This window comes from Streptomyces yangpuensis, assembly GCF_024666385.1.
GTDB lineage: Bacteria > Actinomycetota > Actinomycetes > Streptomycetales > Streptomycetaceae > Streptomyces > Streptomyces yangpuensis.
The window spans coordinates 119,079-144,419 of record NZ_CP102516.1; the positions used below are offsets into that span (position 1 = coordinate 119,079).

Annotated in this window: 23 protein-coding genes; 10 read left to right on the forward strand and 13 right to left on the reverse strand. The window is 71.8% G+C overall.

The window, feature by feature from the left end:
• The first annotated feature begins 76 nt into the window (after positions 1–76).
• A complete protein-coding gene (locus NRK68_RS35850; RefSeq protein ID WP_257858354.1) occupies positions 77–763 on the forward strand; it encodes a DUF4328 domain-containing protein in 687 nt (228 codons plus the stop codon).
• 389 nt (positions 764–1,152) lie between these two features.
• On the opposite strand, the gene NRK68_RS35855 is transcribed toward NRK68_RS35850, so the two are convergent.
• Both NRK68_RS35855 and NRK68_RS35860 read right to left on the reverse strand, forming a co-directional pair.
• Positions 1,153–2,322, reverse strand: coding sequence for an NAD(P)/FAD-dependent oxidoreductase (locus tag NRK68_RS35855; protein WP_257858355.1), 1,170 nt, complete (start codon positions 2,320–2,322; stop codon positions 1,153–1,155).
• Between the two features lie 249 nt (positions 2,323–2,571).
• The gene (locus tag NRK68_RS35860) at positions 2,572–2,787 is read right to left on the reverse strand and encodes a hypothetical protein (RefSeq protein ID WP_183068887.1); all 216 of its coding nucleotides are present in this window, start codon (positions 2,785–2,787) and stop codon (positions 2,572–2,574) included.
• Positions 2,788–3,061: 274 nt separating this feature from the next.
• Here NRK68_RS35860 and NRK68_RS35865 point away from each other — a divergent pair, with 274 nt between their 5' ends.
• The 4 genes from NRK68_RS35865 to NRK68_RS35880 are packed head-to-tail and all read left to right on the forward strand — an operon-like array spanning position 3,062 to position 6,461.
• Positions 3,062–4,303: an NAD(P)/FAD-dependent oxidoreductase gene (locus NRK68_RS35865; protein WP_257858356.1), complete on the forward strand. Its 1,242-nt coding sequence runs from the start codon at positions 3,062–3,064 to the stop codon at positions 4,301–4,303.
• 2 nt (positions 4,304–4,305) lie between these two features.
• A complete protein-coding gene (locus NRK68_RS35870; RefSeq protein WP_257858357.1) occupies positions 4,306–5,340 on the forward strand; it encodes an ABC transporter permease in 1,035 nt (344 codons plus the stop codon).
• A complete protein-coding gene (locus tag NRK68_RS35875; RefSeq protein ID WP_257858431.1) occupies positions 5,327–5,497 on the forward strand; it encodes a hypothetical protein in 171 nt (56 codons plus the stop codon). Before NRK68_RS35870 ends, NRK68_RS35875 begins: the two co-directional genes overlap by 14 nt.
• Before the next feature lie 10 nt (positions 5,498–5,507).
• Entirely contained in the window at positions 5,508–6,461 is a 954-nt protein-coding gene (locus NRK68_RS35880; RefSeq protein WP_183068772.1) for a sigma-70 family RNA polymerase sigma factor, read from the forward strand.
• Between the two features lie 299 nt (positions 6,462–6,760).
• On the opposite strand, the gene NRK68_RS35885 is transcribed toward NRK68_RS35880, so the two are convergent.
• Complete coding sequence (locus NRK68_RS35885) at positions 6,761–7,342, reverse strand: hypothetical protein (RefSeq protein ID WP_257858358.1); 582 nt, start codon at positions 7,340–7,342, stop codon at positions 6,761–6,763.
• 453 nt (positions 7,343–7,795) lie between these two features.
• Here NRK68_RS35885 and NRK68_RS35890 point away from each other — a divergent pair, with 453 nt between their 5' ends.
• On the forward strand, positions 7,796–8,242 hold the full coding sequence (locus NRK68_RS35890; RefSeq protein WP_183068770.1) for a hypothetical protein: 447 nt from the start codon (positions 7,796–7,798) through the stop codon (positions 8,240–8,242).
• Between the two features lie 116 nt (positions 8,243–8,358).
• Positions 8,359–8,805 carry a peptidase M23 gene (locus NRK68_RS35895; protein WP_183068769.1) on the forward strand — a complete coding sequence of 149 codons (447 nt, stop codon included), beginning with the start codon at positions 8,359–8,361 and terminating at the stop codon, positions 8,803–8,805.
• A 134-nt stretch (positions 8,806–8,939) separates the two neighbouring features.
• Here the strand turns inward: NRK68_RS35895 and NRK68_RS35900 are convergent, their stop codons facing one another.
• From NRK68_RS35900 to NRK68_RS35925, 6 genes are all read right to left on the reverse strand, one after another.
• Positions 8,940–9,485 carry a hypothetical protein gene (locus tag NRK68_RS35900; RefSeq protein WP_257858359.1) on the reverse strand — a complete coding sequence of 182 codons (546 nt, stop codon included), beginning with the start codon at positions 9,483–9,485 and terminating at the stop codon, positions 8,940–8,942.
• A 162-nt stretch (positions 9,486–9,647) separates the two neighbouring features.
• Positions 9,648–10,907: an esterase/lipase family protein gene (locus NRK68_RS35905; protein WP_257858361.1), complete on the reverse strand. Its 1,260-nt coding sequence runs from the start codon at positions 10,905–10,907 to the stop codon at positions 9,648–9,650.
• A gap of 140 nt (positions 10,908–11,047) precedes the next feature.
• Complete coding sequence (locus tag NRK68_RS35910; RefSeq protein ID WP_257858363.1) at positions 11,048–11,221, reverse strand: GPP34 family phosphoprotein; 174 nt, start codon at positions 11,219–11,221, stop codon at positions 11,048–11,050.
• A gap of 299 nt (positions 11,222–11,520) precedes the next feature.
• Positions 11,521–12,165: a fasciclin domain-containing protein gene (locus NRK68_RS35915; protein WP_183068765.1), complete on the reverse strand. Its 645-nt coding sequence runs from the start codon at positions 12,163–12,165 to the stop codon at positions 11,521–11,523.
• A gap of 98 nt (positions 12,166–12,263) precedes the next feature.
• Positions 12,264–13,853 carry a sulfite oxidase gene (locus tag NRK68_RS35920; RefSeq protein ID WP_257858419.1) on the reverse strand — a complete coding sequence of 530 codons (1,590 nt, stop codon included), beginning with the start codon at positions 13,851–13,853 and terminating at the stop codon, positions 12,264–12,266.
• Between the two features lie 178 nt (positions 13,854–14,031).
• Complete coding sequence (locus tag NRK68_RS35925; RefSeq protein ID WP_183068764.1) at positions 14,032–14,619, reverse strand: TetR/AcrR family transcriptional regulator; 588 nt, start codon at positions 14,617–14,619, stop codon at positions 14,032–14,034.
• A 115-nt stretch (positions 14,620–14,734) separates the two neighbouring features.
• Here NRK68_RS35925 and NRK68_RS35930 point away from each other — a divergent pair, with 115 nt between their 5' ends.
• Positions 14,735–15,592 carry a class I SAM-dependent methyltransferase gene (locus NRK68_RS35930; RefSeq protein ID WP_183068763.1) on the forward strand — a complete coding sequence of 286 codons (858 nt, stop codon included), beginning with the start codon at positions 14,735–14,737 and terminating at the stop codon, positions 15,590–15,592.
• A gap of 356 nt (positions 15,593–15,948) precedes the next feature.
• On the opposite strand, the gene NRK68_RS35935 is transcribed toward NRK68_RS35930, so the two are convergent.
• The 3 genes from NRK68_RS35935 to NRK68_RS35950 all read right to left on the reverse strand — a co-directional run bounded on the left by NRK68_RS35935 (position 15,949) and on the right by NRK68_RS35950 (position 21,839).
• Positions 15,949–17,766 carry an FG-GAP-like repeat-containing protein gene (locus NRK68_RS35935; protein WP_257858367.1) on the reverse strand — a complete coding sequence of 606 codons (1,818 nt, stop codon included), beginning with the start codon at positions 17,764–17,766 and terminating at the stop codon, positions 15,949–15,951.
• A 49-nt stretch (positions 17,767–17,815) separates the two neighbouring features.
• Positions 17,816–19,657, reverse strand: coding sequence for a transglycosylase family protein (locus NRK68_RS35940; protein WP_308296356.1), 1,842 nt, complete (start codon positions 19,655–19,657; stop codon positions 17,816–17,818).
• Between the two features lie 151 nt (positions 19,658–19,808).
• A complete protein-coding gene (locus NRK68_RS35950) occupies positions 19,809–21,839 on the reverse strand; it encodes an FG-GAP-like repeat-containing protein (protein WP_257858369.1) in 2,031 nt (676 codons plus the stop codon).
• A 414-nt stretch (positions 21,840–22,253) separates the two neighbouring features.
• On the opposite strand from NRK68_RS35950, the gene NRK68_RS35955 reads away from it, so the two are divergent.
• The gene (locus NRK68_RS35955; protein ID WP_183068759.1) at positions 22,254–23,255 is read left to right on the forward strand and encodes a GlxA family transcriptional regulator; all 1,002 of its coding nucleotides are present in this window, start codon (positions 22,254–22,256) and stop codon (positions 23,253–23,255) included.
• Between the two features lie 51 nt (positions 23,256–23,306).
• Here the strand turns inward: NRK68_RS35955 and NRK68_RS35960 are convergent, their stop codons facing one another.
• Positions 23,307–23,993: an outer membrane protein assembly factor BamB family protein gene (locus NRK68_RS35960; protein ID WP_257858371.1), complete on the reverse strand. Its 687-nt coding sequence runs from the start codon at positions 23,991–23,993 to the stop codon at positions 23,307–23,309.
• A gap of 212 nt (positions 23,994–24,205) precedes the next feature.
• Here NRK68_RS35960 and NRK68_RS35965 point away from each other — a divergent pair, with 212 nt between their 5' ends.
• Positions 24,206–25,114, forward strand: a complete 909-nt coding sequence (locus tag NRK68_RS35965; protein ID WP_257858373.1) for a GNAT family N-acetyltransferase — start codon at positions 24,206–24,208, stop codon at positions 25,112–25,114.
• Positions 25,115–25,341: the final 227 nt, after the last annotated feature.

Below are 25,341 nucleotides of genomic sequence, written 5' to 3' on the forward strand. Positions count from 1 at the left end.
CGGTGTCGTAGTTTCCCTCTGCGCGCTCGACTTCGGGCGTCTGCGTACCGTGCCCGTGGGGGGGGTTCACCGCGTCATGTCCTCGTCCCGTCCCGACGTCCTTCGGCCGCGGCCGCCGCTGGCCCGCCCGGCCACGAGTCCCCGTCGTGCTCTGCTCGGGGTGCTGCACGCCACGCTGACGGCGGCCGCGGCAGGCGATGTCGTCTCCCTGTACGCCGGTTTCCGGGCACACTCCGCGGTGGAAGGGGATGGCGGGTTCGCCTTCATCTCCGAGGACCGGTGGGCGGCCCTGACCACGATGTTCGCCCGCGTGGAGCACCTTCAGCTGATGACCGTGCTCGCGTGCGCGGCCGTCTTCATCATGTGGTTCCACCGCATCCGGCTGCGGGCCGGCATGCTGGCGCCCACCGGGTTCCGGTGGGGTCCGGGCTGGGCGATCGGGGGCTGGTTCGTACCGCTGGCCTGCCTCTGGATGCCGTACCGGATCGCCAACGAGGCCTGGACCGTCGGCCTGCGGGGCGCCAAGGGTCCCTTCTGGCCGCTGAACCTCTGGTGGGCGTCGTTCGCCGGCTCGCTCCTGCTCGGCCGGTACGCGAGCGTGAGCTACCGGAGGGCCGAAGAGCTCGGTCCCTTCCTCGACGCGGTGACCGTGGGCATGGTGGCCGACGCCCTGAGCGTCGTCGCGGCGGGCGCGGCCATGTTCTTCGCGGCACGTCTGACCCTCATGCTGGACAACGACGGGGCCCCGGCCGCCCTCCGGTGAGCCGACGGCTTCCGGGAGGGGCGGCGAAGCCGCGCCGTCACGACAACCGCCAGGGGCTGTCCGCACGGGAAGCGACGTGCACCACGTACCGGGCGCAGCCGACGCCGTGGCGGATCCCGAACACCCGCCGGCGGGTCGAGGCGGGCAGGCCCGGGCGTAGCGCGTTCCCCGGCGCGGTCGTGTGGCGGCCGGTGCGGGCGTGTCGGCGGTCCGACCCGGTCGTGGGGCGTCGTTCTGACGCTTCGTACGCTCGTCTCGGACCCTTCCATGAAGGGACTTGAGCGCTCTGTGCGGCCGCGACGGCCTGCTCAGGGAGATCTACAGCATCCCTGACGCGGAGAAGGGCGCGCTGACCGAGGCCGGCGGCCAGGAGGCGGTCACGAGGGGGGTCACTGTGCCTGGGCAGCGGAGGCAGGCGCCACGGCGCTCCTGGCCGGGCGCAGTGGCTTGGCCCACCGGTAGGTGCCGGGGCGCCGGCGTTCCGCGCGCAGGGACGCGAGGGTGTAGCGGTTGATCCACTCGTTGATCCGGGCGGCCGGCCGGCCGGTGATCACCAGGCGGTGCGCCGAGTCGTCGGTGCGTACCGGCTGGATGACGCCGTCGTGGCGACCGAGGCTGATGGACTGTGCCAGGTAGCGGAACCTGAGCGGCTCGGGCTCGCGGCCGTCGGCGAGTGCGTCGATGGCTTCGGCGGCGTGCGCTCCGGTGGGCATCGCCGTCGCGCACGCCATGCGGAGTTCGCCCGTGCCGGGCACGGTGACGCGTGCCGCGTCGCCCACGACGAACACGTCGGGGTGGGAGAGCGAGCGCATGGCGGGGTCGACCAGGGCCCGGCCTCGCGCGTCCACGCGGAGCCCGGCTTCGGCGGCCAGCGAGGGAACGGTGAACGCGGCGGCCCAGACGACCACGTCCCCGGTCAGCTCGCCGTGATCGGTCGACAGTCCACCGGGGTGGACGGCTTGGACCCGGGTGTGTGCGTGCAGGTGGACGCCCAGACGTTCCAGGGAGTTGCGCACATGGGTCCGGCCGGCTGCTGAAAGCCCGCTCCCGGGCTCGCCGCCGGTGACCAGACGTACCTGCCACGCGCCGGCCGACTCGGCCAGTTCCGCGGCGAGTTCGATGCCGGTCGCTCCACCGCCGACGACGGTGACGGTGCCGGATCCGCGAGACAGCCGGTCGCTGAGCTCCTTCGCCTGTTCCAGTGTGTAGGCGTGCTCGACGATGCCGGGGACGCGGGTGGTGTCGGTGCTGCTGCCGAGGGCGTAGACGAGCCGGTCGTAGGCCAGCGTGGTTCCGCTGTCGAGAAGGACCGTACGGGCACCCGGATCGATCGATGTGGCCGTGGCCTGGACCGTGTTGATCTCCCTTCCGGCGACGAGGTCGCGCAGGACGACGGGTGTGCCGGTGCGGCCTGCGGCCAATTCGTGCAGCCGGATCCGCTCGGTGAAGGATTCCTTGGGGTCGATGAGGGTCACCTGGTGGCGGCGGCTGACGCGGAGGGCCGCGGTCACTCCGGCATACCCGGCGCCCACCACCACGACGTGCTGCTTCTGTCCCATGTCGATGTTCCCGTTCCACTCTCGCGAGGCTCCGTGTGTGCCTTTCGGTATGAGGACCGGGGGGCGGGCCCGGATCGTGACAGCGTTCCGCCGCTGTGCCGTGTGAAGTGGATCTCATGCCGGTTTCCGGCAACGGACAGGCCGGCTCCCGCCCTTGGGTACGCGGCGAGCCCCGGTCCGCTCCGGCCCCGGCCCGGCTCCGGCCCCGGTGTGGACGCAGCGGTTCCGGAGGGGTCGGCGCCCCGCGCGCTACTCGAGCAGGCGGCTGATGCCGCCCTGGCCGTCTTCGCCGTTCCACAGCACGGCCACCAGCCAGATGGGCGCCCACCCCACAGCCTCGCCCGTCTTTCCCGGCAGGAGCGCGGCCGCAAGCAGCCAGACAACGGGAAGAACGGCGGGCAGCAGGCAGCAGCACCAGCCGCGCTTCCGCACGGTGGGCTGGGACGGTATCGCGTCTGCGGGCATCTGCTGAAGGTAGGCAGCACCAACAGCCCCGCACATGAGTACCCGTACCCATCCCCATGTGCGGCCCGCGCCGGAACGACGGGATGCCACAGCCGCCGCCTCCGGTCGGCCAGAGGCTGGACAGCGCCCCGGCACGCCCGGGTCCGCCCGTCGACGGAGGAATGACCCAGACCACCGTCCGGCCCGTGACCCACGTCACATTCGGTTCCTGTCAGGAATCGGGGCGCTGTCCCGCTCAAGCCACCGAGAGCAGGCACAACGACAGGAGCGCGAGATGAACCAGCACCGCATCGTCGTCCTCGGCGCCGGGTATGCCGGGGCCTATGTGGCCGGGACCCTGGCCCGGCGGCTGTCCCCGGAGGACGTCGAGATCACCGTGGTCAATGCCGAACCGGACTTCGTCCAGCGGCTGCGGCTGCACCAGCTCGCGGCCGGGCAGGAGATCGACGCCCCGAAGCTCACCGATGTCTTCGCAGGCACGGGGGTCCGGCTGCGCCTGGCCCGGGTCACCGCGGTCGACCCCGAGCGGCGGATCGTCGCCGTGGCCGACGCCGCCGGGGGTGGCGAGATCGGCTACGACACGCTCGTCCACGCCCTCGGCAGCCACGGCGACGACCGCGGCGTCCCCGGTGTCGCCGAGCACGCCTTCGACGTCGCCGCCCGGCCCTCGGCGCTGCGCCTGCGCGAGCGCCTGGACGGTCTGGGCGAGGGCGGGCAGGTGGTGGTCGTCGGCGACGGGCTGACCGGGATCGAGACCGCCACCGAGATCGCCGAGTGCCGGCCCGGGCTGTCGGTGGCGCTGGTCGCCCGCGGGGAGTTGGGCGCCCGGCTCTCCGCAGCAGCCCGCGACCACCTGCGCCGGGCGTGCGAGCGGCTGGGGATCGCCGTCTGGGAACACACCGAGGTCGAAGCCGTCGAAGCAGGGCGGGTGCTGTGCGCCGACGGCACCGTCCTGGCGTCCGACGCGACCGTGTGGACGGCCGGGTTCGTGGTCGGCCCCCTCGCCACCGCCGCCGGTCTCGAGGTCACCGACAGCGGGCGGATCGTCGTCGACCGCACCATGAGGTCGCTCTCGCACCCGAATGTCTACGCCGTCGGTGACAGTGCCTACGCCGTCGCCGACAACGGCCTGCCGTTGCCGATGTCCTGCGCCTCGGCCGGCTACACCGGCATGCAGGCCACTGCCGCGATCGTGGGACACCTGACCGGCCGCGAGATCCCGAACACGAAGCTGGAGTACGTGGGCAACCACATCAGCCTCGGCCGGCGGGACGCGATCCTGCAGATGGTCGACGCGGAAGGGCGGGCGAAGCCGAAGTACATGGGCGGCCGGAAGGCCTCCCGGATCAAGGCGGGCATCCTCAGGATGTCGCTGTGGACCACCTCGCACCCGACCTTCGGCCTGCCCCGGCGCAAGCACCGTCTCACCACCGAACCGGCCGCATCGTACCCGTCGTCCGCGTCGTCCCCGTCGTCCCCGTCGTCCCCGTCGTCCGCCGGAACGGCGGTGGCGTAGCCGTGCGCGTCGCATCCGCTCAGGCCGCGCCCGCCGCCGATGTGTCGCCGTCGTCCTGGCCGGCCGCGGCCAGGGCGGTCGCCCTGCTCACGGTGGCCGTCAGCCTGCTGCTCACCGCCTTCGCCTGGCCGTCGGTACGTTCATCGGTGCACGATGTGCCGATAGCCGTCGCCGGGCCCGCGCCCGCGGTCGAGGAGCTCACCGCGGTACTCGACCGGCTGCTTCCCGGCGGCTTCGAGGTCACCGAGGTCGCCGACGGCGCAGCCGCCGAACGGCTGGTCCGCGACCGCGAGGTGTACGGGGCGATCGACCTCGGCTCCGGCACGCCCCAGGTCCTCACCGCGTCCGCCGCGAGCACCGCCGTCGCCCAGACCCTGAACAGCATCGCGGCCGGTCTCGACCGGGCACGGGGAACCGGTACGGCGGTCGTCGCCCGCGACCTCGTCCCGCTGCCGGCCGGCGACCCGCGCGGCGCCGGACTGGCCGCCGGAGCCCTGCCGCTGGTCATGGGCGGCCTGCTCGCCGCCCTCGTCCTGACCAGGCTCGTCCGCGGCAGCACCCGCCGCGTCACGGGGGCGTGCGCCTTCGCCGTCACCGGCGGACTTTCCGTGACGGCGATCCTGCAGTTCTGGCTCGGCGCGCTGGGCGGCTCCTACTGGGCCGACAGCGGCGCCGTCGCCCTGACGATCGCGGCCACCTCCCTGAGCATCATCGGCCTCGTGTCCGTACTCGGGTACGTCGGCTTCGGCATCGGCGCCGCCACCATGATGCTCATCGGCAACCCCCTGTCAGGCACCGCGACCGCTCCCGAGATGCTGCCCGGCCTCTCCGGCGCACTCGGCCAACTCCTGCCGCCCGGAGCCGGCGGCCAACTGCTGCGCTCCACCGCCTTCTTCGACGGCCAGGGTGCCGCCCGCCCCGTCGTCGTCCTGGGGGCCTGGCTCACGCTCGGGATGGTGCTGTGCCTGGCCGGCGGGCTGCGTGCCCGCCGCGCTGCCGCCGCCGTCGGGGACCCGGCCGCCCGTGCGACGGCCTGACCCCCTCGCCTCCTCCGTCCCCTTCACCTCCTCCATCTCCTTCACCTCCTCCATCTCCTTCACCTCCTCCATCTCCTTCACCTCCTCCATCTCCTTCACCTCCTCCATCTCCTTCACCTCCTCCATCTCCTTCATCCCCTTCAGCAAGATCCTCTAGGGTGGTTCGCGTGGACAGCACCGCCACTGATCTCTTCGACACCGGCAGGTTCGAGGCCGGCCGAAGCCGGCTGGCCTCCCTGGCGTACCGGCTCCTCGGCTCCGCCGGCGACGCCGAGGACGCCGTGCAGGACGCGTTCCTGCACTGGCAGGCCGCCGACCGGCAGCGGATCAGGGTGCCGGAGGCATGGCTGACCAAGGTCGTCACCAACCTGTGCCTCGACCGGCTCCGCTCGGCGCAGGCCCGCCGCGAACGCGCCGTCGGCGCCTGGCTGCCCGAACCGCTGCTCGACGGCGACCCGATGCTCGGCCCCGCAGACACCTTCGAGCAGCGCGAATCCGTCTCCCTGGCCGTACTGACCCTCATGGAACGCCTGTCGCCCCTGGAGCGGGCCGTCTACGTCCTGCGCGAGGCGTTCTCCTACGGTCACGCCGAGATCGCTGAGATCCTCGACATCAGCGAGTCGGCGAGCCAGCAGCACCTCCACCGGGCCCGGCACCGTGTCACCGCCGCCCGCAGGAGCGGCAGTGAGGTCGACCCGGCGGCCGCCCGCAGGATCGTCGAAGAGTTCCTCAGCGCCGCCTCCTCGGGCCGTACCGAACGGCTGGTGGCGCTGCTCACCGATGACGTGATCGCGATCTCCGACGGCGCCGGCCTGGCGGAGAAGCTGCTGCGGTACGACACCCCGCAGCGCGTCGCCGCCGTCGCACGGGGCGGCTTCAAACCCAGCCCCGCGAAGCGGCGCCTGGCCGGCGGCACGCCCGCGATGCACTACGCGGTCGTCAACGGCACGCCCGCCATCCTCACCGTGGTCGGCGATCGGGTCGTCGGCTCCGTGACCTTCGACCTCGCGGGCGGAAGGATCGCCACCGTCCGCGGCATCGCCGCCCCCGCCCGTCTCTCCCGCCTCACCGAAGCCTGGCGGCAGCACCGACCGGACACGCCTCTCATCGCCCAGTGGTGACCCGGCAGGGGTCGAGTGCGCCCGCCGGCGGCAGTCAGCAGCCGTTCCCCTCGGGCGTCGGCCTCCTGCCAGGACAGCGACCGCTCCGCGGCGGTCGGTCAGCCGGCCGCCGTCGGTCGGCCGGCCGCCGGCCGACCGGAGCAGTCGGGGTGCTCTGCGGCCGATTTGGTCTCGGACCGCCCCGCGCCGTGGGCATGTCCCGACGGCTCCAGAGCCTGGACGTGTGAGAGGGCACCAGCCCCGGAGGCCGGCAAAGTGCTCGGCATCCGTCAGTGGTCGCGTGACCGACCGGACAGGTCTTAATCGGTGCAGTACCTCTTGAGTGCGGCGTTGAAGGCGGTGTCGTAGGCCGTGGTGTAGGCCTCCTTGGCCTTCTGCGCGCCCTCCGCGTTGGGGTTCAGGCCCTGGAGTTCGCGGACCTTCGGCTGCGGCTTCGCGTCACAGACGCCGGACTGGGCGAGTGCCTTGCCCTCGGTGAAGCCCTCCTTGGTGCCGCGCGTGCGCTCCGAGTTGATGAATCGCTGGTTGACCGCGTCCTGGGCCTGCTGGCCGCCCAGGCAGGTCACGTTGGCGCCGCCCTCCTGGAAGGCCCGGTACTTACCCGCGGCCACTTCACCGGAGGTGAACTTGCCGTCCTCGCCCACCGTGGCGTTGCCGCCGCCGGCGCCGTCGGTCTGGTCGAGGAACACCTTGCCCTTCTTGAAGCCGTCGCCGCTGACCACGGCTTTCGCGGGATCGGCGGCGGCCTCGACGAAGCACGCTGCCGCGGGGGCCGCAACGGGGGCTTCGGCGGGGGCCTCGGCCCATGCCGCTGCCGGGCCGGCGGCGAGCGATCCGGCCAGGAGGGGGGTGAGCAGAGCGATACGCGTGCGCTTGTTCATGGTCGCTCCCCGGTTGGAGGAAAGGTGACAGGGGGGCGGGATGTCACGCGGCGGCCGAGGAGGCCGGCCGCTGCACGCGCGGCGGGAAAGGCCGGCCGCGGGGTGCGGCTCATGACGCCGCCGCGGCGTGGGGTGAGGCGCTGGGAGCGCGCCCGTCGGCCCGGAGGGTTCGTCCGCCCCTCATCCATCGTCCCGCGCCCCTCCGGAGGTGTCGACCGGTGGCGGCGGCCCGGCCTCCCCCGCCCCGGCGGCCGGCTCGAAGAGCAGGCGACCGGCCACCCGTTACGCGAGCAAGTCCTCCGTCGGCCCCGCGCACCACAAGGGGCAGGCACGACCGCGGTACGGGCCGATTCCGTCGGCGTGGCGCTCATACGGGGCGGGACCGGTTCCCGTCAGGAGGTCAGAAGCGCGCGGCACCCGCCGCGCGGCGCACCTCGGGAAAAGGAACGCACGATGACGCACTCGTCACCGACAACACGCCGGCGCGGACGGTTCGGCAGCGCCGGCCTGCGGTCACTCGCGGGGCTGCTCCTGGCCGTCGCGTCGATCCTGATGGCGGGTGCGCAGCCGGCGGCCGCTCACCCGCCGAGCGGATCCGTGCACGTGTGGGCCTCCGACGTCCGGGTGCGCACCTGCCAGAGCACCTCCTGCTCCCTGGCGACCACGGAGCGGCTGACCAACGTCCGGGTCCAGGCGTACTGCCAGATGGACGGAGGCCCGGCCGGGCGGGTGACGGACGGCCCGTACACCAACACGTACTGGGTCCAGATCATCACTCCGGGCCGGACGCTGGGCTGGATCTCCGCGGTGTACGCCAGCGGTGGTTCGAACAACTCCCCGGTCCCCGGCGCACCGGTCTACGGCCCCGGTGACTCCACCGTGCACTGCGAGTTCATCTAGGTCGTCTCTTTCGGATCTTGCCGATGGAGCCCGCGCCGTCCGGAAGAGACGGCCTGGGTCACCGGCCGATCACCGATGACAAAACCTGATGACACCTGACGACACCCGAGGAATCCGTGAACACTCGACGTCTTTTCAAGGCAACGACCGCTGCGGCCGCCGCCGTGGCGGCCCTGACTCTGGGGTCGCCGGCGGCCGTCGCATCGCCCGCGGCCGCCCAGGCGGGTCCCCTGAGGACCACCGCCTCGCCCGCCTCGCCCGCGTCCGTGGCGGCGACGTCGGTCTACATATGGGCGACCCATGTGAACGTCCGCTACGACGGGGCCGACGCCGACTGCGTCCACTACCCCTCCCGCGGCTCGTGCGTGAAGATCGTCGCCACGGTGTCGCGGACGAGGGCCGAGGGCATCTGCCAGCACCCCGGCGAGGAGATCGTCGACGGCGGGTACCGCAACCGCTGGTGGACGCTGCTCAAGCTGCCCGACGGCACGATCGGCTGGGTGAACAACATCTACATCCAGGGCGGCGAGAAGATCGCGGGAGTGCCCGACTGCGGCTGGTAGGCGGCATGCCGGGTGCCCGCCGGATGCCGGGGCCGTCCGTGGCGGCGTCCCCGGCGCCGGGGCCGGCGCCGGGTCGTGGGTCGCGGGTCGTGGGTCGTGGCCCTGACCCGGTGCCACCGACCGGCCGGTCCTCCTCAGTGGACGGTGGCGCCCAGGTGGTCGAGGGCCGCGCGGGCGAATCCCGGTGCGGTGCGGGGGCATTGCCAGCGGTCGAGGACCTCGGGTCCGGAGAGGTTCGCGGGTTCGGCCCCGTCGTCGAGTCCATCGAGGCAGTCCGCGGGAAGCAGGCCGTTCAGAGTGTGGTCCGCCGGGGAGTTCAGCACCTCCAGGGCCGTGGGAAGGTGCTCGAGCATCTCGTCCACGTCGACGTCGTACGGATGCCACCCGTGCGCGCACGACCCGCTGTCGTCGCCGCGGGCGATCCGGCGCAGTGCGGCGGTGACCTCGTCCTCGACTCCCGGACCGGGGTCGCCGAAGGCCACGTAGGGCGCGAGCGTCAGCAGGCCCAGTGTCCAGAACAGTACGGGACCGTCCTTCGGCCCCGCCGCCGTGGTGTCGAGCCGACGGGCGCAGTCGCGTACCGTCGCGTCCTTGTCCCCGGCGTGGTAGCCGTGCCGGATCTCTTCCCAACTGCTGCACAGGTCAGCCCAGTTGGCGGGCATGGGGATGACCGTCGACATGCCTTCGGGCTCCGTTCGCGAGGTGCCGGCTCCGCGGTCATTGGATCACACGGGCGTGCGGTCCGGTGCAGCCCGGCCGGCACGCGCTGCGGGTCCTCGCCGGGCCGACCGGGCCCGGGGCAGGTGGCCGCCATGGGTCGGCCTGCCTGCCCCGGGATCGGGTCAGCTGCCGGCGACGATCTCGTTCACGATCCACGCGCCGAGTTCTTCGGTCATGGTGGTGTGGGCTTCGTTGCGGCTGGCGCAGAGGAAGGCGTCGAGTTCGCTGGTGGCCGGTGTGATCGGCGTGTAGAGCGCCTTCGGGTCGTCGATTTCGCCGGCGGCGACGGCGCTGATGCTGGGAATGAAGCAGGACGTGGGGATGCCGCCCTCGTCCACGGTGTTGCCGAGGGCCTGCATGAGGAGGCCCGCCAGACCGAAGCTGCCGGGGTCGCCGGTCGGCAGCGGCAGGGTGAACAGGCCGCCGGGGGCGCCGTCGATCTCGGGCAGCCCGCTGGTGCGGACCTCGGTCGGCTGGCCGCCGGCCTTCTGGAGCCGGGCGACGAGCGGGTCCCCCTTGGCCTGGGTCGCGAGCCAGGTGTCCTTCAGGGTCTGGCCGTCGCCCCTGACCGCTGTCACGTCGGCCTTGATGCCGTTGCCGGTGCCGGTGTCCACGCCGTTGGCGACTCCGATCTTGCGGACGCTGCGCGGCCATCCGCCGAGTTCCTCGAGTTCCCGGAGGAACGCCACCCGTTCCGGTGCCGGCGCCGGGGTGTCGTCGGCCTTCGCGATGTGCCAGCGTGCCATCTGCTTCGCGGCGGGGCTGTTGAGCAGGCCGGAGAACAGGCGGATGAACTCGCCCACGACGGGTGCGTCGCCGAAGTTGTCGGTGGCGAAGTGGATGAACGCCTGGAGGGAGACGGGAAGCCAGCCGCCGTGGTGGGGGGAGTCGTAGGAGAGGTGGAGGGCGGTCTCGTGGTCGGGAAGGGCGGGGTCGTGTTCCATCTTGGCCAGTGCGTAGCGGGTGACCATGCCGCCCATGCTGAAGCCGCCCACGACCAGCTTCGAGCGGCCCACCCGCTCGGCGAGGGTGCGGCGGATGCAGTCGATGACGGTGTCGGCGTTGGCCTTGATCGACGCGGTCCGGTCGTTGTAGCCGAGGATGATCACGTCCCGGCCGGTCGCGTGGAGTTCGGAGACGAAGCGGTAGTCGCCGTTCTCCTCCAGGCCGTTCCAGAGCCGGTCGAGTTCGCTCGACCCGCTGGAGAAGCCGTCGGAGAGGATGACGGGCCTGATGAGCTGTCGGCGGTTCAGCGGGCTGTAGTAGACCCACGCCGTTCCGCCGTCGAGGGACCACTCTTCATGCGGCTCCGGGGCGGAGGGAACCTCGGAGCGGGGCTTGGGGGAGATCGGGCCCCAGATGTCGACGACAGGGGTAGGCATGATCGGTTGGCTCCTTGGGCAGTTCACGGGCTCGCCGGACGGCTGGCCTCGAAACGGCACGCTAGGGAGCAAAAACGGTTACTCAGAGTAGCCGATGGGGTGGGTTCATGCGAAGGGTGGTCACCTTCCCGCCGAACGGTCTACACGCGCCGCGACCACGGTGTTGCTGTGACCGCCGCAGGCTTCGCGCGGACGCCCTCCTCGGCGGTGCCGTCGGCTTCCGGGTAGCGGTTGACCGGGGAAATGCCCCAGCGGCGGGCCCGCTCCTCGCGGATGACGCCCTTCTCCAGCAGCCCCTGCCGGGCGCCCTCCACGGCCTCTCTTTCTTCAGCCGGAGGATCCAGGCCTGGGCGTCCTCGGCTGCTTCGCCGCGGCGATGGCCGCCGGCGTCGCGTCCAGAGCCGGAATCCCCGGCGGGGCAGGGTCGTTGACGAGGATCCGGCCGTCCTCCGGACGGATACGGCCGGCCGGCGCGGGCTCCGGCACCGAGGCGCTGGGGATCGTGAACTCGGACCGCGGCTGCAGCGCGGAAGGGCTGCTCGGTCGGGCCGGTGGCCCGGCGCCCCGGGGTTCGGGGTGCCGGGCCACCGGTATGGCGTTCGTGCCTGCGGGGCTACTTGGGCATCAGGACGGTGTCGACGATGTAGACGTTGGCGTTGGCGGTCTTCACGTTCCCGCAGACCACGTTCGAGGTGTCGTTGACCTTGTAGGACTCGCCGGACCCGGAGGTGGTGACCATGCCCTTCTGCAGGGTTTCGAAGCTGCCGTTCTCCAGCTGCTTCGGGGTGAGCTTCTGGCCGACGACGTGGTAGGTGAGGATCTTGGTGAGGGTGGCCTTGTCGGCGAGGACCTTGTCGAGGTCGGCCTTCGGGATCTTGGCGAAGGCGTCGTCGGTCGGGGCGAAGACGGTGATGTCCTCGGCGTTGTTGAGGGTGTCGACGAGACCCGCCTGCTTGACGGCGGCGACCAGGGTGGACAGGGCGGGGTTGTTGGAGGCGGCGGTGGCGACCGGGTCCTTGGCCATGCCGTCGAACGAGCCCGCGCCCTCCTTCGGCACGCCGGCGCAGGCCGCGCCGAACGGCTTGTCACCGGTCATCGAATCGTCCGCGGGGGTGCTCTCTCCGGTCTTGGCCTGGTCGCCGGCGGCGGGCGGGGCGGCCTTGGTGTCGCCGGAGTCGGAGCAGGCGGCGAGGGTGAAGGGCAGCAGGGCGGCTGCGGCGACGGCGATCGCGGTACGGCGGATCTTGAGGGTGTTCATGATCAGTTGCTCCCCTTGAGCTTCTGTCGGTGGGTTGATGAGGGGGTTCAGGGGTGGTGCTGCCGGGTGCGGCCCTGTGGTGGGCCGGGCCCGGGGGTCTAGGGGACGGTCACGAAGACGCTGTGCCGGCCGCTCGCCCCGTCGGGGACGGTCCGCGTCCGTTGTTCGGTCTGGACCTGACCGGTGCCGTCGGTGGCGCGGACGGTGATGGTGTGTCCGCCGGGGGTGGCCTGCCACGGGTACGACCACTGCCGCCAGGTGTCGACGCCCGCCTGGACGGCGAGGTCGGCGTCCTGCCAGGGGCCGTCGTCGACGCGGACCTCGACGCGGGTGATGCCGCGGCGCTGCGCCCAGGCGACGCCCGCGACGGTGACGGGGCCGGCGGCGGGACGCGCGAAGGGCTTGGGGGTGTCGATGCGGGACTGGGTCTTCACCGGCGCACGGCGGGCCCACCTGCGTTTCACCCAGTACGGGTCGTAGGCGTCGAAAGTGGTCAGTTCGATGTCGGTGATCCACTTGCAGGCCGACACGTACCCGTACAGGCCCGGGACGAGCATCCGTACCGGGAAACCGTGGTCGAACGGCAGGGGTTCGCCGTTCATGCCGATGGCGAGCATGGCGTCCCGGCCGTCCATGACGTCCTCGACCGGCGAGCCGAGCGTCATGCCGTCCACGGACCGGGCCACCAGCTGGTCGGCCGCACCGCCCTGGGACGGAGGCCGGACGCCGGCTTCGCGCAGGAGGTCGGCGAGGGGGACGCCGAGCCAGCGGGCGGTGCCGAGGTAGGGGCCGCCGACCTCGTTGGAGACGCAGGTCAGGGTGATGTCCCGTTCGATCAGCGGGCGGGCCAGGAGCTCGTCGAGGGTGTGGGTACGGGGCCTGGCGACCTCCTTGCCGTGGATGCGCAGCCGCCAGGCTCCGGCGTCGACCATGGGGACGGTCAGGGCGGTGTCGACGCGGTAGAAGTCCCGGTTCGGTGTGGTGAACGGGCTGATGCCGGCGGCCTTCAGCCGGGTGCCGGCCGCAAGCGCGGGAGCGGGAGAGGCGGGGGCGGGCAGGCGGAGGGCGTCGCGCGAGGCGACGGCACCCTGCCCCCGCTCCCCCGACAGCACCCGGCCCAGCGCTCCGGCGGTGGCCGCCGCGGCCGCGGTGGCGGCGGCTGCGTTGAGGAACCCCCGGCGGCTCCAGCCGCCCCCGCCGCCCTCGGTCCTGCGCGACGGGCCGGTGGGGCCGGCTCTGCCCACCAGGACGGAGAGCACCGCGGCGCCTGCGAGCGCGGCCGCCACGGAGGGCAGGATGTCGGCCGCGCCGGCGCTGTCGGGCCGGCTCAGGGCGGCGGCCCCGCCGACGATCCCCAACACCACCACCCCGGCCGCGGCCGTCCGGCGGTGGCGGAGGGCGAGGATGCCGAGGGCGATCGCGAACAGGAACAGCAGGACGAGGATGCCGAGTTGGAGGACGAGCTTGTCGTGCTCTCCGAACGTGCGGATCGCGAAGTCCTTCACCGGCGCGGGGGTCCGGTCGATGACCGCACCGCCGACCACCGGCACCGGTCCGGACGCGGGCCGCACCAGGGCGGCCGTCAGCTCGGCCGCCGCCAGCGCGGCACACCCGGCCAGCAGGCCGGACAGGGCCCCGAGGCCGGCCCGGGTGGCGGTGGTGGTGCGGAAGCTGCTCACACCCGGTATTCGTCGGCACCCATCGGGCGGATTGGCCCCTCACCCGAACGGATGAGTCCCCGGTGCAGAAGGGGGCCGGACGTCGCGTACCGCAACCGCGCGCACCGCAACCGCGCACCGCAACCGCGCGGACCGCTGCCCGTGGTGCGAGCCCGTCCGTCCCGGGGCGGGACGGACGGGCGGGGGCTCAGTGGCCGAGGAGTACGGCCAGCAGCCGCTGCGTGGTCGCCCCGGTGTCGGTGGTCCGGTCGGGGCTGCGGGTCATCAGCAGGTGGTGGGTGGTGCCGACGAGCGCGAGCGCGATGGCCGCGGTGTCGCTGCCGGCGGGGATCCGGCCGGCGTGCTGTTCCGCCTGGAGGTAGGTGGTGACGGCGTGCTGGATCGCGTCGAACGCGGGCGCGCCGGACCGGAAGCCCTCGCGGGTGTGCGACGCGGCTGCGGGGCGGGTCATCGCCAGGCCCACCACCGCGGGGGGCAGGGAGTCCAGCAGGGCCAGGACGACCTCCTGGAGGTTCTCCGCGACCGTGGCCTGCCCCACCTTGGCCCCGAGGGCCTCGGCCTGGCGGGCGCTGCGCGCGAAGCGGTCCAGGACCAGTTCGGCGACGAACTCGTCCAGGCCGGAGAAGTGGGTGTGCAGGACGCCCTTGGCGCAGTCGGCCTCCGCGGTGACCGCGCGGCTGGTCAGGGCTGCGGCGCCGTCGCGGGCCACCACCCGTTCCGCGGCCGCGAACAGCCGCTCGCGCAAGTCCGGAATCGCCACTCCACGAGGTGACACAACAGTCCCTTCCCGTCGGCCGATTGCAAGTATGGGCGTTCGCCCATACTGTTTGGGCACTTGCCCATTCTAGGGCCGGGGGGCCTTGCCGCGCCCCGGCGGGGAGGAGTTCGCCATGGGGCACTTCGCCAACACCGCGCAGGCCGAGGCGTGGAACGGATACGAGGGCGCGCAGTGGGCCCGCAGCCAGGAGCGCTGGGACGCCGTCAACGACGGCTTCAACCAGCCCCTGCTGGACGCCGCGGCCATCTCCGGGACCGATGCCGTGCTGGACATCGGCTGTGGAGCCGGCCGCACCACCCGTCTGGCCGCCCGGCGTGCCGCACGCGGCCGGGCGCTCGGCCTGGACCTGTCGGGGCCGATGCTGGGCAGGGCCCGGGAGAGCGCCGCACGCGAAGGGGTCGCGAACGTGGCCTTCGTACAGGGCGACGCCCAGGTCCACCCCCTGGACGCCGGGGCGTTCGACGCGGTCATCAGCCGGTACGGCATGACCTTCTTCACCGACCCGGTCGCCGCGTTCACCAACCTCCACCGCGCGCTGCGCCCCGGCGGCCGGCTGGCCTTCATCTGCGCGGCCGAGGCCGAGGCCAACGAGTGGCTCGCCGCGCTGGCCTCGCTCGAGGGCATCCTGCCGCTCGGGGGCTTCGGGAAGGCGGGCGGCCCCGGCATGTTCTCCCTGACGGATCCCGGCCGCATCCGCGACCTGCTCGCCGCGGGCGGGTTCGACGGGGTGGACGTGCGGCGCGTCGAGGTGCCGGGGAAGTGGGGCGCCGATGCGGCGGACGCCGCGGCGTTCCTGCTGGACTCCGGTCCCGGCCGTCACCTGCTCGGCCGGGTGACCCCGCCCGCGCAGGAGGCGGCGCGCCGGGCGCTGACGTCCGCGCTGGTACGTCACGAGGCGGACGGCGGGGTGTGGCTGCGGAGCAGCTCCTGGCTGGTCACCGCCGTGCGCGGCGGGGCCGCACGCGGCTGACCCCGGCCGCGATGTGTGGCGTGGCGGGAGCACGACGAGACGCTGGTCGTAGTGGTGGAGGCCATCGACACGGCACCGTTCACCCCGTCGGACAATGCGGTGGTCTTCAGAGCCGTCGGCTCGGAGCGGTTCAGGCTGAAACCGCCGCGGGACCTGGTGTACACGCCGGGCGACGTGCACGGCTTCTGCCTCGCCGTGCCGCAGGACGGCCGGCCCCTCATGATCATGGTCACGCGCAACGCCGGTGACTTCCAGGGGCCGCATCGATCCGGAGACCGGCGAGATCGTGAACACCGCCACCTGGCGCTGAGCAGCAGGCGTGGACCGGGCCGGGGTCGGTGGGGGCTGGGTGGGAGTCAGGCGATGGTGGTGATCGTGTTCCAGCCGCTGCCGTCGACCTGTGTGCTCGGGCCGTCGACCGGGTTGGTGCCCGACAGCTGCCCCCGGTAGAACCTCAGGGTGCCGTCGCCGGTGGTGGTCCACATGTCGGCTGTGCCGTCGAGGTCGGCGTCGGCGGCTCCCGCGATCAGGGGCCGGTTGGCCGTGGTGTAGTTGCGGCCGTACTCGCTGCGGCTGCCGAAGGTGCCGTCGGGCCGCCCGCGGTAGAGGTACAGGACGCCGTCACGGGTGTCGCGGGCGAGCAGGTCGGGAATGGCGTCCTTGGTGACGTCGCCGGGCGCGCTGAGAGTCATCGGGGACCAGCCGCCGTTCCCGATCTCCTTCCTGGGCCTGACTGCGGGCCTCACGGCCGCGGCCGTGTCGTTCTCGTACAGCCAGAGCTTGTTCTCGGCCGAGACGACGAGGTCGGTGGCTCCGTCGCCGGTCATGTCCCCCACACTGACCACCTGCGCGTCCGCGGCGACGGTCCCGAGGCCGACAGGGGACTTCAGACGGCCGTCCATCCCGCTCGGGTAGACACGCAGTTGGGTGCCGACCCGGGCGACCAGGTCCTCCCAGCCGTCGCCGGTCCAGTCCCCGCGGTGGGAGACCGAAGCGCCGAGCCAGCCGCCGGTACCGATCTCCCGGCGGGAACCGATGCCGCCCCGGCCGTCGCCGGGGTGGACATACAGCTTGCCGGTGCTGTCGACGGCGACCAGGTCCGGCTTGCCGTCGGAGTTGCGCAGGTCGCCGGGGACGCGGGCCGGGACGGGCCGGTCACCGAGGTGCACGACGACCGGGGCGTGGTCGGAGAAGCCGTTCGTGGCGACTCCGGCCGTGTTCTCGGTGGTGTCCATGCGGGCTTCGTCGATGTCGCAGGAGGAGATGGCCCGGCCCGTTGCCGGCCGGGTGACGAAGATGTGGTCGAACTCGCGCCACACGTGGCCGGTGCCGTTCCATGCGTGGAGCGTGGCTCCGTCGACGCAGTTCTCGAAGTCGGCTGCCAGCGGCGCCATGAGGGCGTTTTCCGCCTCACGGTTGAAGTCACCGCCCACGGCCGCCCGGCCGAGCCCGTGCTGGGCGGCGAACCCGTCCACGAAGCTCTTGACGTTCGTGATCTGCGGCCCGATCCGGGAGTCCTCGGAGCCGGGGATGATGTGTGTGTTGCATACGGCGGTCGACCGGCCCGTCACCGCAACGCACTGCACGGGCAGGGTGCGGTGGTCCGGGGCGGGGGTCACCGCGGGCAGCGCGTCCTGGGAGGCGCGCGCGCCGATCGTGCCCTTGACGGCGATCAGGTTGCCGAGCCTGCCGCCCTGGAGGACACCACGGCACGGGCTGCCGTAGGCCAGGGACTGCGCGGAGGCGTCGTCCCAGCGTCTGACCGGGGCGAAGTCGAAGCTCCAGCCCTGGGGGCCGAGCAGTTGCCGCAGCCGCTTCTGGTGATAGCCCTCCGACTGGGCGACGCCGTCGACGGTGGCGGGAACGCCGGGCGGCGCGCCGCACACCTCCTGGAGCACGATGGCGTCGGCCTGCTGCTCGCCGGTCAGCCGGGCGATCTCCAGAACCTTCGCCTCGTTCTCCTGCAGCGTCGCGCGGGAGGGGCAGAAGCCAGCGTCTCCTCTGCCGCCGCCGGCCTCGCCGCAGATGTTCCACGACACCATCGTCATGGGAGACGGTGCTGCGGCGGCGGCCGGCGCCGTCGCCGCGGCCGGCACTGTCGGCGACGCTGTCGTCAGACCCAGCAGTGCCATGCTGCCGGCCAGGAAGGCGGCCGAGTTCCGGATCAGATTCATCGCATGTCCACGGGTCGGGGTCGGCCAGGGGTGGGGGCGGTCTCGGCACTCATGTGAGGTCGCTGGAGATCCAGTTCCAGCTGGTCTGGTTGGCGCTGTCCCAGGACAGGTTCGGGGCGTTGAAGCCGGTGCCGGTGCTGCTGAACTTCCACAGCCCGGTGCGGTTGGTGCCGTCGTCCTGGGTGCCGTAGCCGTAGAGCACGCCGATGTCGGTCCTGCCGTCACCGTCGAAGTCACCGGCGGTCAGCTTGCTGGTGTCGGAGTTCCAACTGCCGCTGCCGGACTCCCACTTCTTCGCGGGGTTGGAGAAGTCGGAACCGGTGGAGGTGAACGTCCACAGGGCCGACTGGTTGCGGCCGTCCTCCGTCTGCCCGTTGTCGTACAGGACACCGACATCGGCCCTGCCGTCACCGTTGAAGTCGCCGGTGGTCACCTTCGACCGGTCCCAGTTCCACGAACCGGAACCCGCCGAGACGTTGTCCCACTTCCTCGACGGACCGGAGAACCCCGAACCGGTGGACGCGAACGTCCACAACGCCGTTTGGTTCACGCCCGCACTGGTCTGGCCGTTGTCGTAGAGGACACCGACGTCGGCCTTGCCGTCACCGGTGAAGTCGCCTGCGACCACCTTCAACCGGTCCCAGTTCCACGAACCGGAACCCGCCGAGACGTTGTCCCACTTCCTCGACGGACCGGAGAACCCCGAACCGGTGGACGCGAACGTCCACAGCGCCGACTGGTTCACCCCGCCCGCGCTCGTCCCGTTGTCGTAGAAGACGGCGACGTCACTCTTGCCGTCACCGGTGAAGTCGCCTGCGACCAGCTTGGAGCGGTCCCAGTTCCAGGAGCCGGTGCCGGCCGAGACGTTGTCCCACTTCTTCACCGGGCCGGAGAAGCCCGAACCGGTGCTCGTGAACGTCCATAAAGCCGTCTGGTTGACGCCCTCACCGGTCTGCCCGTTGTTGTACAGGACACCGACGTCGGCCTTGCCGTCGCCGTCGAAGTCACCGGTGGTCACCTTGGAGCGGTCCCAGTTCCACGAGCCGAAGCCGGACGCGGTGCTGTCCCAGGCCTTGACCGGGTTGGCGAAACCGGAGCCGGTGCTCAGCCAGGTCCACAGCGCGGTCCTGTTGGCCCCGTCCGCGGTCTGGCCGTTGTCGTACAGGACGGCTATGTCGTCCTTGCCGTCGCCGTTGAAGTCGCCGGCAGTACGGGTGGCGGCGGCGCGGTTGGCGACGAGGAAGGAGACCGCGGCCGACAGGGGTCCCGTCTGCCCCGCGTCGTTGACCGCCCGTACGGTCACGGTGTGCGCTCCGTCGGTGAGGGCGGTCGTGTCGAGGCCGAGGGTGTAGGTGGGTCCCGGGCCGTTCACGGTGCCGACCGCGGTGCCGTCGACGTAGAAGGTCGCCTTCGTCGGGGTGCCGACGGCGTCGGTCACGGACGCGGTGAGGGTCATCGTTCCGGTGGCCACCGTGCCGGGGGCGAGTCCGACCATCCTGGATACGGGCGGTACGGGATCGGGGTACGGGTCCGCATGGTCCGCGCCCAGGTTGGCGGCGGGGCCGCAGTGCGGCCACTGTCCCTCACCCGCGCGGGCGAGGACCTTCTCGGCGATGAGGATCTGCTCCTTCTTCGTGGCGAGGTCGGCGCGCGCGGCATAGGCGGTGCCGCCGTAGGCCTCCCAGGTGGCGGCCTTGAACTGGAGTCCGCCGTAATAGCCGTTGCCGATGTTGATGGACCAGTTGCCGCCCGATTCGCACTGGGCGACCTTGTCCCAGGTCGCGACGGAGGCCGCGGTGGCCGGTGGGGCGGTGAGCAGGGCGCCGGCCGTGCCGGCCGAGAGGGCGAGCACGGTGGCAGTAATGAGCTGACCGGGGCGGCAGCGGGGCATATCGGAGGACTCCTGGGGTGATGGACGACGGGAGACAGAGACGGCAGAGGGACACGGGAGACGGGAGAGAACGGCGGGTGAAACGGGCCGGGGCCGGCCGACCGGAGGTGGTCCGGTCGGCCGGGGTGTTCACGGCGTGCGCGGCCAGGCGTCAGCCGAGCTTGCTGGCCTTCCAGTTCCAGCTGGTCTGGTTGGCGCTGTCCCAGGACAGGTTCGGGGCGTTGAAGCCGGTACCGGTGCTGCTGAACTTCCACAGCCCGGTGCGGTTGGTGCCGTCGTCCTGGGTGCCGTAGCCGTAGAGCACGCCGATGTCGGTCCTGCCGTCACCGTCGAAGTCACCGGCGGTCAGCTTGCTGGTGTCGGAGTTCCAACTGCCGCTGCCGGACTCCCACTTCTTCACCGGGTTGGAGAAGTCGGAACCGGTGGAGGTGAACGTCCACAGGGCCGACTGGTTACGGCCGTCCTCCGTCTGCCCGTTGTCGTACAGGACACCGACATCGGCCCTGCCGTCACCGTTGAAGTCGCCGGTGGTCACCTTCGACCGGTCCCAGTTCCAGGAGCCGGAACCCGCCGAGACGTTGTCCCACTTCCTCGACGGACCGGAGAAGCCCGAACCGGTGGACGCGAACGTCCACAACGCCGTCTGGTTCACGCCCGCACTGGTCTGGCCGATGTCGTAGAGGACACCGACGTCGGCCTTGCCGTCACCGGTGAAGTCGCCTGCGACCACCTTCGACCGGTCCCAGTTCCACGAACCGGAACCCGCCGAGACGTTGTCCCACTTCTTCACCGGGTTGGAGAAGTCGGCGCCGGTGGAGGTGAGGGTCCACAGGGCGGTCTGGTTGGCCCCGCCGGCGTTCTGCCCGTTGTTGTACAGGACGCCGACGTCGTCCTTGCCGTCGCCGTCGAAGTCACCGGTGGTGACCTTGGAGCGGTTCCAGTTCCAGGAGCCGGTGCCGGCCGAGACGTTGTCCCACTTCTTCACTGGTCCGGAGAAGCCCGAACCGGTGCTCGTGAACGTCCACAAAGCCGTCTGGTTGACGCCCTCACCGCTCTGCCCGTTGTTGTACAGGACGCCGACGTCGGCCTTGCCGTCGCCGTCGAAGTCACCGGTGGTCACCTTGGAGCGGTCCCAGTTCCACGAGCCGAAGCCGGACGCGGTGCTGTCCCAGACCTTGACCGGGTTGGCGAAGCCGCTGCCGGTGCTCAGGTAGGTCCACAGTCCGGTGCGGAAGGTCCCGTCGGTCTGCTGCCCGTAGTCGTACAGGACGCCGACGTCGGCCTTGCCGTCACCGTTGAAGTCGGCGTGGAAGGTGGACGTGGCTTCGCCGTTGGAGGTGATGATCTGCGAGCGGGAGGCTCCGGTGTTGCCGTGGACGTCCGTGACCTCTGCGGAGACGGTGTGCTTGCCGTCGGGGAAGCGGCTCGAGTCGAGGGCGAAGGAGTACGGGGCCTTTGTGAGCTTGCCGCTGACCGGCTCGCCGTCCACGTAGTACTGCACGGAGGCGACGTCGTAGGTGCCTGCCGTGGTCGAGGCCGTCAGGTTCGCGACGCCGGAGACCGTGCCGGAGGCGCCGGCGAGGGAGACCTTCGGCGGGGTGGCCTGCTGGAGCTTGGGCGAGATGTAGCCGCTGATCCGCTGCCCCCAGGGACTGTCCCCCACCCGGTAGGAGGTGGTCGAGTTCGTGGTGACGATGCCCTCACGGCTGACCGAGTGCCCCTGGTTGCCGCCGGTGATCGTGACGACGCCGTCGCTGACGCCGGTCACCATGGCCACGTGCTGGGCCCAGCCGTTGGCGTATCCGTACACGACGGCGTCACCGACGTGGGGGGTGCTGGAGAGAGTGCCGTACGTCTGCCCGTACCGGTAGAAGCTGGCCGCCGCGTCGGTGAGCATGCTCTGCCCCTGGACGTTGTACTTCGACCAGACCCAGCCCACGAAGTCGGCGCACCAGGCATGGGCTTGGCCGCCGTGGCCGTCGCAGCTGTTGTTCTGGTTCAGCCCGTTGTCGTAGCCGCCTCCCGCGCAGGGGCCGTTGCCCTTCTGGCTCTTGGCGAGGGCGGCCATGTCCGTGAGCTCGGAGGCCTGGGCGGGCACTGCGGTGAGGCCGGAGAGCGCGACGGCGACGACGAAAGAGGCGAGGCCGGCCTTGGCGGCGCGGGGCAGGGTGGTGCGAGACATGGAGGTACTCCACTCCTTGTTTCGGACATGGCGGTGCCCTGGGGGCAGTCGCGATGAGGTACGGACAGGGGGCGCCGAAGGGGCGCGGAGCCCGGATCAGCGGGCGGCGGGCGCGTGGCGCTGCGACGCCGCGACCTGGCCCGCCCGGTCGAAGGGAGAAGGCATCCGCTGCCCGGTGGGGTCATGACCATCGGTGATGCGGACGAAGAGGTATGCGTCGACGGCGAGGGTCCGCCGACGGCGGGAACGTCCTGGCGACGTCAGCCCATCACCCCGCCGCCGGCGTCGGGTGCCCGGCATCAGTCGGCGTGGCGTGTGCGCGAAGGTCGGATTCATGGGTCACGAAGATCATGCTCGCGGCCGGTTCACCTCCGCTCCAGAGTCAGGATTGACGCGGAAGGGTACTTTCCTGCCATGAGCCTTCACCGCGTGGTGTGTCTTCTCCTGCCGCCCCAGTCCACATTCGAGTTAGCCTGCGCCGCCGAGGTCTTCGGCCTGAACCGGCCCGGTCTGCCCACCCGTTACACCTTCGAGGTCTGTGCCGAACGGCCCGGACCCGTGCCGACACTGGGCGGCTACGACATGGCGGTCGCCTTCGGTCTGTCGGCCCTGGAACGCGCGCAGACCGTACTCGTCCCCGGGTGGGTGCAGCGAGCGAGCACCCCCTCGCCCCGCGTCGTGGCCGCGCTGCGGCGGGCGCACCGCCGCGGTGTCCGTGTCGTCGCACTGTGCTCCGCCGCCTTCCTCCTCGCCGAGGCGGGGCTGCTGGAGGGCCGCCGGGCGACCACCCACTGGCGGATGGCCGACGAACTGGCCGCGCGGTATCCCGGGATCGAGGTCGAGCCGGACGTGCTCTACACCGACCTGGGCGATGTCGCCACGAGCGCGGGCACGGCCGCCGCCATCGACCTGTTGCTGCACCTGATCCGCACCGACCAGGGTGCCGCCTACGCGAATCAGGTCGCCCGGCACATGGTCATGCCGCCGCACCGCGAGGGCGGCCAGCTGCAGTACGCCGCGCTCCCCCTCGGCGAGCGCATGCCCGACTCCCTGGCCCCCGTCCTGGACTGGGCCGCCGAGCGGCTGCACGAGCCGCTGTCCGTCGACGACCTCGCCTCGTTCGGGGCTGTCTCCACCCGTACTCTCGCCCGCAGGTTCGCCGAGCAGCTCGGCACGAGCCCCGGCAACTGGCTGCTGCGCCAGCGGGTCATGGCGGCCCGGACCCTCCTGGAGGAGACGGACCTGCCCGTCGAGACGATCGCGGCCCGGACCGGCCTTTCCTCGGCCGCCAACCTCCGGCGGCGCTTCCACGCCCTGGTGCACACCACGCCCGCCGCCTATCGGCGCTCCTTCCGGCATGACGCGGCCGGAACCCGCCCGGAAAGTTCCGCCGCGCTTCCCGCACTACCCGGCTGACCGGCTCCGGTCACGCAACGCACGCCGCGCCCGCCGCCGGGATGGCAGCCGTCACCAGCGTTCGTAGACCGAGACGGGGCGCTCTCCCGGGCTCCATCGGACGGTGATGAAAAGGCCCTTGTGGTGCAGCACGTACACACCGGTCTCATAGTCGCGGATACCGCGGTCCTCCTCCTCGTCGCCCGTAGCGGCGTCGAAGACGTAATAGTGGTCGTCGTACTTGGAGGAGGTGGCGATGACCGTCACCGGGCTGCCGTCCACGTACAGGTCCTCGAACCGGTCGACGGCGCCCAGATCCTCGCGCCATCGCTCCCGGCCTGTGTCCAGGTCGAAGGCGACGAGGCGCTTGAGCGTGGATTGGCTGCCCTGGTAGTCGGCGGCCGTGATGACCCGTCCTCCGCCGACGGCCGCCCACTTGAGGTCGCCGTAGGGGCCGGCGTCGTCGATGCGGGACCGGGGCTGCCCGTCCGGGCTGAACGTCAGGATGGCCCGTACTCCGTTCTGCTTCCGGTCCTTCACCCAGACCACCGGCGGATCGGCCGACAGAAAGCTCACGCTCGCCTCGGCCGCGCCCCGGCGGGCATCGAGGGGAACGGTCCACCGCACCGTGCCGTCGGCGGGGGCGAACGCGGCGAGTTCGACCCCGCCACCGCAGGACAGGGCGGCGAGGACATCCTTCGAACCCGGAACCCTGGGGCCGGACCCGGCTTCCCCCCGGGCCTTGAGAGGGCGCCGCACCGCCCGCACGATCCCCTGCCTCCAGAGGTGACGAAATCCGTGGACGTGCTCTCGGGAGATCCCGTACGGTGTGGCTCCACGCCCTGAGGTGAACGGAAGGAGGCGAGTGCCGTGCAGTTCACACCTTTCCAGCGCTCCCTCTTCCACCGTCCCGGCGCGGTTCGTCCATTCTGACCGGGAGCGCACCAAGCAGCTTTTCCCGGAGGAAATCCATGACCGGTTCGGTCATTCGTACGCTCTCGGCGAGCGACGCTCATCTCTTCGACGCACTCCCCGACCCCCTGGGCGCCCGGGAAGGCCACCGGCTCACCCGGTTCCGTCCCGACTGGAAGCGCGTAGCCCTCCGTGACGGCGAGGTCGTCGCCCGCGGCGCGTGGTGGGGCGGTCCCGATGACTCGGAGCCCGTCAACATCAACTGGTTCGACGTGGCCGAGGGCGAGGAGGAGGCCGGAGCCGAACTCCTGCGCTCCGCTCCCCGGCAGGTCGAACTCGAGATCAACCTGCCCGGCGGCTGGCGGGAAAGGGCCGACCTGCGCGTCGCCGCCGAGACTCGCTTCGCCGCCGCACGAGCCGCGGGGTACGAACGCCTCGTGGAACGCTTCCTGTACCGCTGGACCCCGGAACACGCTCTGCCCGAGAGGCCGGGGCGCCTGCGCTTCAGCGCCGAGCCCGACGACACCGTGTTCTTCGACGCGTTGCGCCGCATCCACTCCGCCACCCTGGACGCCCACGCGCTCAGGGCCATCGAGGAGGGCGGTCTCGACCGGGCCGCCCGGGAGGAACTCGACTTCTTCCACTGGTGCCCTTCTCCACGGGAGTGGTGGCAGACCGCGTACACGCCGGAGGGCGACCTGGCCGGCATCCACATCCCGGCCCACAACCCCTCCGGCCCGACCATCGGGTTCATCGGAGTCCTCCCGGAACAGCGCGGTCGCGGTTACGCCTTCGACCTCCTCGCGGAGTGCACCCGCTTTCTCGTCGAGCAGGGCGCGGAGTCCGTCACCGGGGCGACGGACCGGACCAACACTCCGATGGCCGCGGCCTTCGCGAAGGCCGGCTTTCCCGTCGTCAGAGAACGCATCAACTTCCACCCGGCGGGCCCGGCGGCCGACAGGTCCTAGCGAGGAGTAGCGCGCGGCGGTGAGCGGTCCGGTCCGAGGGGCATGACCGGACCGCTCACCGAACCGGGGGCACTGCTGGTCGGCGACGCCTTACGGGGCACTTGGCCGGCCCCACCTCCGTCACACGGGCATGACGGCGCACAGGGTGTGCCGGCGTGCGCCGCGGTGGCGGGAAATATACGGGGGCGCCCGGACGGTGCTGCGGGTTAGGGTCGCGCCATGTCGTC

What these genes read in the sequence shown, in the direction of transcription:
- NRK68_RS35850 (WP_257858354.1), top strand. Translation starts at nt 77, where the DNA reads ATGTCCTCGTCCCGTCCCGACGTCCTTCGGCCGCGGCCGCCGCTGGCC.
- NRK68_RS35855 (WP_257858355.1), bottom strand. Translation starts at nt 2,322, where the DNA reads ATGGGACAGAAGCAGCACGTCGTGGTGGTGGGCGCCGGGTATGCCGGA.
- NRK68_RS35860 (WP_183068887.1), bottom strand. Translation starts at nt 2,787, where the DNA reads ATGCCCGCAGACGCGATACCGTCCCAGCCCACCGTGCGGAAGCGCGGC.
- NRK68_RS35865 (WP_257858356.1), top strand. Translation starts at nt 3,062, where the DNA reads ATGAACCAGCACCGCATCGTCGTCCTCGGCGCCGGGTATGCCGGGGCC.
- NRK68_RS35885 (WP_257858358.1), bottom strand. Translation starts at nt 7,342, where the DNA reads ATGAACAAGCGCACGCGTATCGCTCTGCTCACCCCCCTCCTGGCCGGA.
- NRK68_RS35890 (WP_183068770.1), top strand. Translation starts at nt 7,796, where the DNA reads ATGACGCACTCGTCACCGACAACACGCCGGCGCGGACGGTTCGGCAGC.
- NRK68_RS35900 (WP_257858359.1), bottom strand. Translation starts at nt 9,485, where the DNA reads ATGTCGACGGTCATCCCCATGCCCGCCAACTGGGCTGACCTGTGCAGC.
- NRK68_RS35905 (WP_257858361.1), bottom strand. Translation starts at nt 10,907, where the DNA reads ATGCCTACCCCTGTCGTCGACATCTGGGGCCCGATCTCCCCCAAGCCC.
- NRK68_RS35915 (WP_183068765.1), bottom strand. Translation starts at nt 12,165, where the DNA reads ATGAACACCCTCAAGATCCGCCGTACCGCGATCGCCGTCGCCGCAGCC.
- NRK68_RS35930 (WP_183068763.1), top strand. Translation starts at nt 14,735, where the DNA reads ATGGGGCACTTCGCCAACACCGCGCAGGCCGAGGCGTGGAACGGATAC.
- NRK68_RS35935 (WP_257858367.1), bottom strand. Translation starts at nt 17,766, where the DNA reads ATGAATCTGATCCGGAACTCGGCCGCCTTCCTGGCCGGCAGCATGGCA.
- NRK68_RS35940 (WP_308296356.1), bottom strand. Translation starts at nt 19,657, where the DNA reads ATGCCCCGCTGCCGCCCCGGTCAGCTCATTACTGCCACCGTGCTCGCC.
- NRK68_RS35950 (WP_257858369.1), bottom strand. Translation starts at nt 21,839, where the DNA reads ATGTCTCGCACCACCCTGCCCCGCGCCGCCAAGGCCGGCCTCGCCTCT.
- NRK68_RS35955 (WP_183068759.1), top strand. Translation starts at nt 22,254, where the DNA reads ATGAGCCTTCACCGCGTGGTGTGTCTTCTCCTGCCGCCCCAGTCCACA.
- NRK68_RS35965 (WP_257858373.1), top strand. Translation starts at nt 24,206, where the DNA reads ATGACCGGTTCGGTCATTCGTACGCTCTCGGCGAGCGACGCTCATCTC.